Source organism: Hoylesella timonensis S9-PR14, from assembly GCF_000762405.1.
Classification (GTDB): Bacteria; Bacteroidota; Bacteroidia; order Bacteroidales; family Bacteroidaceae; genus Prevotella; species Prevotella timonensis_A.
In genome coordinates, this window is sequence record NZ_JRPQ01000192.1 from 1 (window position 1) to 8,800 (window position 8,800).

11 protein-coding genes are annotated in these 8,800 nt (G+C 40.4%); 8 read left to right on the plus strand and 3 right to left on the minus strand.

Features of this window, described 5'->3' with window-relative positions:
- From HMPREF9304_RS15035 to HMPREF9304_RS11350, 6 genes are all read left to right on the plus strand, one after another.
- Window positions 1-186, plus strand: a 186-nt coding sequence (locus HMPREF9304_RS15035; protein ID WP_036929220.1) for a hypothetical protein, incomplete at its 5' end; no start/stop codon positions are given.
- A 290-nt stretch (window positions 187-476) separates the two neighbouring features.
- A complete protein-coding gene (hpt, locus tag HMPREF9304_RS11330; RefSeq protein ID WP_036929245.1) occupies window positions 477-1,016 on the plus strand; it encodes a hypoxanthine phosphoribosyltransferase in 540 nt (179 codons plus the stop codon).
- A complete protein-coding gene (locus HMPREF9304_RS11335; RefSeq protein WP_036929248.1) occupies window positions 1,013-1,585 on the plus strand; it encodes an adenylate kinase in 573 nt (190 codons plus the stop codon). Before hpt ends, HMPREF9304_RS11335 begins: the two co-directional genes overlap by 4 nt.
- Window positions 1,586-1,684: 99 nt before the next feature.
- Window positions 1,685-2,851, plus strand: coding sequence for a GTPase ObgE (gene obgE / locus HMPREF9304_RS11340; protein WP_036929250.1), 1,167 nt, complete (start codon window positions 1,685-1,687; stop codon window positions 2,849-2,851).
- On the plus strand, window positions 2,832-3,650 hold the full coding sequence (gene pgeF, locus HMPREF9304_RS11345; protein WP_231564526.1) for a peptidoglycan editing factor PgeF: 819 nt from the start codon (window positions 2,832-2,834) through the stop codon (window positions 3,648-3,650). Before obgE ends, pgeF begins: the two co-directional genes overlap by 20 nt.
- Window positions 3,651-3,715: 65 nt before the next feature.
- Window positions 3,716-4,852 (plus strand): M23 family metallopeptidase, encoded by a 1,137-nt coding sequence (locus HMPREF9304_RS11350; protein WP_036929252.1) that lies wholly within the window; start codon window positions 3,716-3,718, stop codon window positions 4,850-4,852.
- A gap of 16 nt (window positions 4,853-4,868) precedes the next feature.
- Here HMPREF9304_RS11350 and HMPREF9304_RS11355 read toward each other — a convergent pair whose 3' ends face one another.
- The gene (locus tag HMPREF9304_RS11355) at window positions 4,869-5,063 is read right to left on the minus strand and encodes a hypothetical protein (protein WP_008122929.1); all 195 of its coding nucleotides are present in this window, start codon (window positions 5,061-5,063) and stop codon (window positions 4,869-4,871) included.
- A gap of 85 nt (window positions 5,064-5,148) precedes the next feature.
- A complete protein-coding gene (locus HMPREF9304_RS11360; protein WP_036929254.1) occupies window positions 5,149-6,330 on the minus strand; it encodes a phosphoribosylaminoimidazolecarboxamide formyltransferase in 1,182 nt (393 codons plus the stop codon).
- Window positions 6,331-6,597: 267 nt separating this feature from the next.
- Here HMPREF9304_RS11360 and HMPREF9304_RS11365 point away from each other — a divergent pair, with 267 nt between their 5' ends.
- The gene (locus HMPREF9304_RS11365; protein ID WP_156104818.1) at window positions 6,598-6,957 is read left to right on the plus strand and encodes a hypothetical protein; all 360 of its coding nucleotides are present in this window, start codon (window positions 6,598-6,600) and stop codon (window positions 6,955-6,957) included.
- A 71-nt stretch (window positions 6,958-7,028) separates the two neighbouring features.
- Here HMPREF9304_RS11365 and rplS read toward each other — a convergent pair whose 3' ends face one another.
- On the minus strand, window positions 7,029-7,388 hold the full coding sequence (rplS, locus tag HMPREF9304_RS11370) for a 50S ribosomal protein L19 (protein ID WP_036929257.1): 360 nt from the start codon (window positions 7,386-7,388) through the stop codon (window positions 7,029-7,031).
- A gap of 562 nt (window positions 7,389-7,950) precedes the next feature.
- Between rplS and HMPREF9304_RS11375 the strand changes: the two genes are divergently transcribed.
- Complete coding sequence (locus HMPREF9304_RS11375) at window positions 7,951-8,715, plus strand: 5'-nucleotidase C-terminal domain-containing protein (protein ID WP_036929260.1); 765 nt, start codon at window positions 7,951-7,953, stop codon at window positions 8,713-8,715.
- Window positions 8,716-8,800: the final 85 nt, after the last annotated feature.

Consider the following 8,800-nt stretch of genomic DNA (forward strand, 5'->3'; position numbering starts at 1 on the left):
TCATGGCAAAAAGGTTTGATAGAAAATCAAAATGGTCTTATAAGACAATATATTCCAAAATCATCTTCTTTTGATGATATAAGTCATCAGTATGTAACTAAGGTCACAGACAAAATAAATCGTCGTCCGAGAGAAAAATTGAATTTTCGTTGTCCATTTGAATGCTTTTATGAAAATATTTTTTAACTTTGCAATCGTTAGTGCATTTGCATGTTGAAACCGCCATTTTTAGCGGGTAACTCTTTGGGTTAAAAATGTTAATGACTATTCTTACTGAAGAGGGGGTAGATAGAAAGATTGAATCTCTCTATGCTTGCTGTTTGACAAAAGATTTTGAATGTGTCAAAAGGTTATGGAAATCAATATTTTGTAGATGATAGATAGATTTTAAATTATACTAATTAATGCCTATGACCTTCGCAACTTCATGATATTTTTAGTAACTTTGTGCTTTCTAAATATAAATCATACCATCCATGAGTGAAGTTACGATTAAAGATAAGACGTTTAAGACGTTCATTCCAGAGGCCGACCTGTTACGCCGTGTAAAGGAGGTTGCCAACCACATTAGCCACGATTTTGAAGGAAAAAATCCGCTTTTGTTGGCGGTGTTAAATGGTTCTTTCATCTTTGCAGCCGATTTGATGCGCTATATCACCATACCATGTGAGATTTCTTTTGTGAAGTTGGCTTCTTACCAAGGTATTGCTTCCACGGGTGAAATCAAAGAGGTGATAGGTCTTAATGAAGATATTACAAATCGTGCAGTCATTATTGTGGAGGATATTGTAGACACTGGTGCTACAATGAAGCGTATGATAGAAAAATTGGGTACACGTAGTCCTGCCTCGTTAGACATTTGCACTTTGTTGTTGAAGCCAGGTAAACTCAAAGTACCACTTAATATTAAGTACGTAGCCATGGAGATACCTAATGATTTTATTGTGGGGTATGGTTTGGACTATGACCAGTTAGGAAGAAATTTACGAGATATTTATACAATAGTAGAAGAATGAAAAATATAGTAATCTTTGGTGCTCCCGGTTCAGGAAAGGGCACACAGAGCGATAAGCTCATTGAAAAATTTGGTTTGGAACATATCTCTACGGGGGATGTGTTGCGTAGCGAAATCAAGAATGGTACGGACTTGGGAAATACAGCCAAGGGATTTATTGACAAAGGGCAGCTGATTCCTGATGAATTGATGATTGATATCCTCGCCAGTGTTTATGATAGCTTTGGTAAAAATCATAAGGGAGTTATCTTCGATGGATTTCCCCGAACGATTCCACAAGCTGAGGCATTGAAAGAAATGTTGGCAAAACGTGGTCATCATGTAGCTGCTATGATAGAACTGGATGTGCCAGAAGATGAACTGATGAAGCGATTGTTGTTGCGTGGGCAACAGAGTGGTCGCAGTGATGATAATGAAGAAACGATTAAAAAACGTTTAGGTGTTTATCATGCACAAACAGCTCCGCTCATAGAGTGGTACAAGCAAGAAGCGATACATCACCACATTGACGGCTTGGGCGAGTTGGATAGAATCACAGCAGATATTTGTGCTGTCGTTGAAACTTTATAATTGACTTTTAATATGACTATCATTCAAGTTCAAAGAACTGAGGAGTTTGAATGATAGTCATATTTCATGTTTTGTTGTCTTACCCTAAATCATGTTTTCATGGAGTCTAATTTTGTTGATTACGTAAAGATTTATTGTCGTTCGGGCAAAGGCGGTCGAGGGTCTATGCACCTTCGTCATGTCAAATACAACTACAATGGCGGACCCGATGGTGGTGACGGAGGTAAGGGAGGAAGTATCTATCTTCGGGGTAACCACAATTACTGGACGCTTCTACATCTGCGGTACGACCGACATATCTTTGCCGAACATGGTGGAAATGGAGGTAAAGACAAGTGTCATGGTACTGATGGAAAGGATATATATATTGATGTTCCTTGTGGTACGGTGGTGTATAATGCCGAAAATGGTAAGTTTATTTGCGATGTGACCGAGCATGGACAGGAGGTGTTATTGTTGAAAGGTGGGCGAGGAGGACTTGGAAATTTCCAGTTTAGAACAGCTACCAATCAGGCTCCACGATATGCACAGCCTGGCGAGCCCATGCAAGAGATGACGGTCATCTTAGAACTTAAATTGTTGGCAGATGTGGGGTTGGTTGGTTTTCCCAATGCAGGTAAGTCTACCTTGGTTTCCTCTTTGTCGAGTGCACGGCCTAAGATAGCCAATTATCCGTTTACTACCCTTGAACCATCTTTGGGTATTGTGGAATATCGTGATCACCAATCGTTTGTCATGGCAGATATCCCAGGCATCATTGAAGGTGCGAGTGAGGGGAAGGGGTTAGGCTTGCGTTTTTTGAGACATATTGAGCGCAACTCCTTGCTACTGTTTATGGTACCAGGTGATACTGATGATATTAAGAAGGAGTATGAAATATTGCTCAATGAACTGCGTACCTTCAACCCTGATATGATGGACAAACACCGTGTCTTAGCAGTGACAAAATGTGACCTGTTAGATCAAGAATTGATTGATATGCTGCACGATACTCTTCCTACTGATTTGCCCGTTGTGTTTATTTCTGCTGTGACAGGTCAGGGATTGGATGAACTGAAGGATGTTTTGTGGAAAGAACTTAATAGCGAGAGTAATAAACTGCAGGGAATTATTGCAGAAGACAATTTGATTCATCGGGATAAAGAAATGGATAAAATGGCGTCGGAACTCATTGCTGAGGGTGAGGTGGAGGAAATAACTCCGATAGATGACACCGACAATCAAGATATCGAAGACTTGGAGGATTATGAGTACGAAGATGTCTGATGTGCAACAAAAAGATCTGCCCACACCTCTGCTCACTTATTTTCCATTGCATAAGCAAGTAAAGGTCTTTTCTACCACACGGAGCGGAGGCGTCAGTAAGGGTTGTTATAGTTCGTTTAACATCAATCCTTATTGTGGAGATGAACCGAAAGCCATACAGTCTAATCGAGCAGCTCTTTGTACCGAACTCCAGTTAAGTGCCGACCGTCTTTTGTTGCCACATCAAGTTCACGGTGTCGAGACACGGGTTATCGAAAAAGATTTCTTTTCTTTGTCACCATCTACGCAGCACTTATTGTTAGAAGGTGTGGATGCACTCATCACTTCTGTACCACAAGTTTGTATTGGTGTGTCTACTGCCGATTGCATCCCTGTGCTTTTATATGATACGAAGCATCATGCTATTGCTGCCATTCATGCTGGTTGGCGAGGCACCGTGCAGCGAATTGTGCAGCACACTCTTTCTATGATGCGGCAGGTTTATGACACCTCGGCAGCTGATGTGTATGCTTGTATAGGACCCGGAATATCCTTAAAGAATTTTGAGGTTGGTGATGAAGTGTTTGAAAGATTTGCAAAAGCAGGTTTTCCCCTTTCGTCTATCAGTGTGAAGAAGACGAAGTGGCATCTCGATTTGCCTGAATGCAATCGTCTGCAACTCATAGAGGAGGGGGTAAAGGCGCACCATATTTTACAGACAGGCATTTGTACGTACGACCAGATAGACCAATATTTTTCTGCAAGACGGCTGGGAGTGGCGTCTGGAAGGATTTATAATGGTATTCTGTTAAATGAATGAGCAGGTAGAAAGACGATTCTGAAATACGATAGCATCTGTCTATGTGTCTCCAAAACGGTAATGAAATGAAATTTCCTTTACGAAAATTAATATTGAGTTTAGCCTCGGTCATGAGCTTGTCGGCTTTTGCTCCCGATTCTGAACAATTCACTCCTGCAGAGCGACAGCAGGTGAGTATTGCAACGCCTCATCTCTTTGACAAATCTGATCATTTTTATATTGATTTCAAAAAGTTGTCCTCAACAGATTATTGTTTTCCACTTCCTGTGGGAAAGAGTATCCTTTTGCCGCAGCAAGAACTGGAAATCAGAACGTCGAAGGGAGATGCGGTGAAGGCGATGTTTGATGGTACTGTGCGCTTGTCCAAGCGAAATGCAGCTCAAATACCCGTATTAGTGATTCGACATAAGAATGGATTGGAAACCGTTTATAGTCATCAAGTGCAGAATTTGGTGAAAGTGGGTGAACATGTGCGTGCAGGACAGACCATTGCGATTATTGGAGAACGTGCAGGACGCTCGTTTTTGCGCTTTTCAATCATGGTGAATGGTGCCCGTATCAACCCAACGATTATTCTCAGTCCTGCGAGTCATCAATTATATTCACAATTGCTTCAGTTTAAGAAAGTGGGGCATCGCATTGATGTAAAAGTGGTGACGGAGGAGCAACAGCGTGTAGGAGTCGACCCAGAAAATCCTTTTAGAAACGGTAATTCTTTTCAACTGAACTTGTCTGAAGTGAGGAAAACAGGTAAATGGGCTTATCCGCTTCCATGTGCAAAGGTAATAAGTCCTTACGGAGGCAGGCGAGGACATGGTGGAGTAGACTTGAAGACCAAGCCGAATGATAAGATAGTGGCAGCCTTTGATGGAGTAGTGACGTTGTCAGGACCACATTATGGGTATGGAAACTGCATCAAAATTAAACATAAATATGGCTTTGAAACCCTTTACAGTCATCAATCTAAAAACTTTGTAAAGGTGGGGCAAAAAGTGAAAGCTGGTGAGGTGATTGGATTGACAGGGCGAACTGGACGTGCAACAACCGCACATTTGCATTTTGAAATAACATACAGAGGGCGGCGTTACAATCCAAATATACTGTTCGACCACGCAAAGCGAAGTTTACAAGATGTAACCTTGACCTTGACTAAATCAGGAAAAATTACTTCGAAGCGTAACAATACTAACGCTCCGAAGTAAATGCAATATCTTTATATCACGCTTTCCCTTTATGTCTATTGGCTCGCTGTGTGCGGTATTTCGCTTTTTGGCGAGCAGAGCCACTGCCATGTGCTCCTGTAATATACTTCTTTTTCTTGGCTTTGGTCTTAATCTTTCCGTCCTCTTTTTTCTCTTTAGGAGGCTTGCGAAAGACTATCCCGTTTTCTAATATATCGTCAAAATCGTCCATACACATATAAATTGATGACAGTGACACTTGCTTTCTTGTTAGATGTTCTTCATAAGAAGATGCTTATGCCACTGTGTTTGATGAATTAATGGTGGAATAATCTCACCCCTGTGAATGCCATTGTGATGCCGTATTTGTTGCAAGTTTCAATAACGTGGTCGTCTCTTACAGAACCTCCAGCTTGTGCTATGTATTGCACACCACTTTTGTGAGCTCGTTCAATATTATCTCCAAAGGGAAAGAATGCGTCACTCCCTAATGCCACTTGTGTGTTTTGGCAAAGCCACTCTTTCTTTTCTTCTTGGGTTAAGGGTTCTGGTTTTTTCGAAAAGATAGGCTCCCATGCACCGTCTTTCAACAAATCATCCGCCTCGTTTCCAATGTATAAGTCAATGGCATTGTCTCTATCTGCACGACGGATATGCTCCTTGAATGGCAAATTCATGACCTTAGGACATTGGCGGAGCCACCACGCGTCTGCTTTGTCTCCTGCCAAGCGGGTGCAATGAATTCTACTCTGTTGTCCAGCTCCTATTCCAATTGCCTGTCCATCTTTGACATAACAAACACTGTTACTCTGGGTATATTTGAGTGTGATAAGTGCAATGATAAGATCTCGCTTGGCATTTTCTGGCAAGGATTGCTGTTCTGTGGGGATGTTCTCAAATAATCGATCGTCATTAAGTTTAACTTCATTGCGTCCTTGTTCAAAGGTAATGCCAAAAACCTGTTTGTGTTCAATAGGATTCGGCTGATAGTTTGGGTCTATCTTAATGACATTGTAAGTTCCTTTGCGCTTATCTCTCAAAATCTCCAATGCTTCAGGTGTATAATCTGGTGCAATAACACCATCGCTCACTTCACGTTTGATGAGCAATGCCGTTGCTGCATCGCAGGTGTCACTCAAAGCAACAAAATCACCATACGAACACATGCGGTCGGCTCCTCTGGCTCTTGCATAAGCACAGGCAAGGGGTGAAAGCTCAAAGTCTACATCGTCGACAAAATAAATCTTTTTTAAAGTGTCGCTTAGTGGTAGTCCAATGGCAGCTCCAGCTGGTGAGACATGCTTAAAAGAGGCAGCAGCAGGAAGACTTGTTGCAGCCTTCAGCTCTTTTACTAATTGCCAACTATTGAGTGCGTCAAGGAAGTTGATATAGCCTGGACGACCATTTAATACTTCTATTGGTAATTCCCCCTCTTCCATATAAATGCGTGAAGGCTTCTGATTGGGATTGCAACCGTACTTTAATGCTAATTCTTTCATATCGGAAAATGTTCTAATGGTTTACAAATTTACATAAAAATTATGATATATAAGTCCGCTGGAATAAAGAAAGTGCATTTCCTTTATAGGAAAAAATAAAAAGCAAACAGTTCTGTCAAGCTATCTTTTGGTTTTTAGCTTTCTTGAACTGTTTCAGTTAATTGCGGTCCTATATTTATTCTTATTCATATTTTTTTTGTAATTTTGTTTGTTCATTTGTGTGTTAAGCGAGAAGGGAAGAGTATTCAAATGACTAACTACAAGTGGATGTATAAAATAAAGGTTCTGCATATACTACTAAATAAATTTCTAAATATGATGTTGCATGACATAAAGCACCTGTTAGAGGAAATGGAGGCAAAGGTTGGTAAATCTGCCAGTAATTTGTTGACAGAAGATGAGAAGATTGTACATATATTGACAAAACATGTTCTGTGTAAAAATTTAAGTTGCGTACAAAAGGCGTGGGATTGCTTAAAAAGAAAAGAAAAACCATCAGATGCTACCTTAGATAAGTTAGCTCTCCTTGCAGGCTTTCAAAATTGGAAGGACTTAAAGATTGCTTTGCATGGTGAGAATAGTGCAGAGTTAAATTATGATGATGAAGAAGAGATAGCGAAGAAATAAAATAAAATGAAAAAAGAGATTGCACTATTTTTGCAATCTCTTTTATCTTAAAAATACTTTTCAGCTGAGTCTTATTTGCTGGATGCAGTTCTTCTTTCCTGAATACGTGCTTTCTTACCAGTAAGGTTGCGTAAGTAGTACAACTTAGCGCGACGTACTTTACCACGCTTGTTCACTTCTATCGAGTCAATGCTGGGCGACTCAATAGGGAAAATACGCTCTACACCTACTGTTCCAGACATTTTGCGTACAGTAAAGCGCTTCTTATCACCGTGTCCAGAAATCTTTATTACGACACCGCGATAGAGCTGGATACGCTCTTTGGTACCCTCGACGATTTTGTAAGCGACAGTAATAGTATCACCTGCTTTGAATTCAGGGAACTTCTTGCCGGTTGCAAATGCTTCTTCAGCAACTTTAATCAAATCCATTTTAACTTGGTCATTAAATATTGTTTGTCGTTCCAACACAACATGGATAGCAACTCTTCTACTTCCAGAGGTTATGCCGAAAAGCGGTGCAAAGTTACAACAATTTTTTGAAATAATATAAGTTTATCCTTTTTTCTTTTTCTATTCTTTGCGAAACAGACGAATGAGATAAATTTGCAAACGTACACAATACAGCTAAATGCGTTACCATTGTGGTGTCGTCATGAGGACAAAGTCTCCAAGCTTCGTTCATCATCTGTGATGACGGTCGCAATGGAATTGTTGTTCAACACTTCACCTTAGATGAAAGAGCGGTGTAAAGAGGAGTCTATAAAATTACCTTGATAAGAAGAAATCGCTTTCACATAGAGAATATTGTCTTCAAACTATTGTTGTAATCTTTCAAAAAAAATCTATCTTTGCATTATCATTCAATCGTTTTCAACCTCAGTTGTACCGATGTGCTTTGAAACTACGGTGTAGTATAGAGATGAAAAGCGATAAAGGATGATGAGGGCTTGCGCATTGGATAGTATTGAAATATTGATAAATAAAAATTGAAATGAGAAAAACAAAATTATTGTTTGAGCTTGCTTTCATATCGTTGATAGCAACATCGTGTGTATCGCACTATCAGTTGACGAGTGTCCAGCGTACTCGAATACTCGTAGATCATCGGTATGATAGCATTCGTAATGAGAAGGTAGACGCCATGATGCGTCCTTACAAAAACCATGTGGATAGCATCATGAGCCCTGTTGTTGGGCGAGTTAAGCGCAATATGTCTGTGGGCAGACCTGAAAGTACGCTTTCTAATCTGTTGTCGGACATCTTGGTTTGGGGTGGAAGAGCATTTCATGAGACACCCGATTTCGCCGTATATAATATGGGAGGTATCCGTGCAGCGTTGGTGAAAGGGGATGTGACGAAGGGTGATGTGGTTGATGTGGCACCCTTTGAAAACAAACTTTGCTTCTTAACACTCACAGGTGAACAAGTGCTTGAGCTTTTTAAGCAAATTGCCTCGGTTGGTGGCGAAGGTGTGAGTCATGGAGTAGAACTAAGAATTACGAAAGACGGACAGTTGAAGTCGGCTTTAGTTCACGGAAAACCCATTGACCCACAGCGTTTGTACCGTATAGCAACCCTTGATTACTTGGCGCAGGGAAATGACAAACTTGTTGCCTTTAAGAAGAAAACACAGGTGTTGTCGCCTCAAGATAAGCAAAACAATGTGCGATTTATCATTATGGATTATTTTCAACAAGCCAATGCACAAGGGCTTGAGGTTGATGCTACCATTGAAGGCAGGATTGTTGTTGAGTAAATTTAGGCTGGTTCTATAAATTACCACCGCATATAGTCATTAAAATTTTATGAAATACGTTTTGTTATCTTTTGGCTTCTTTTTG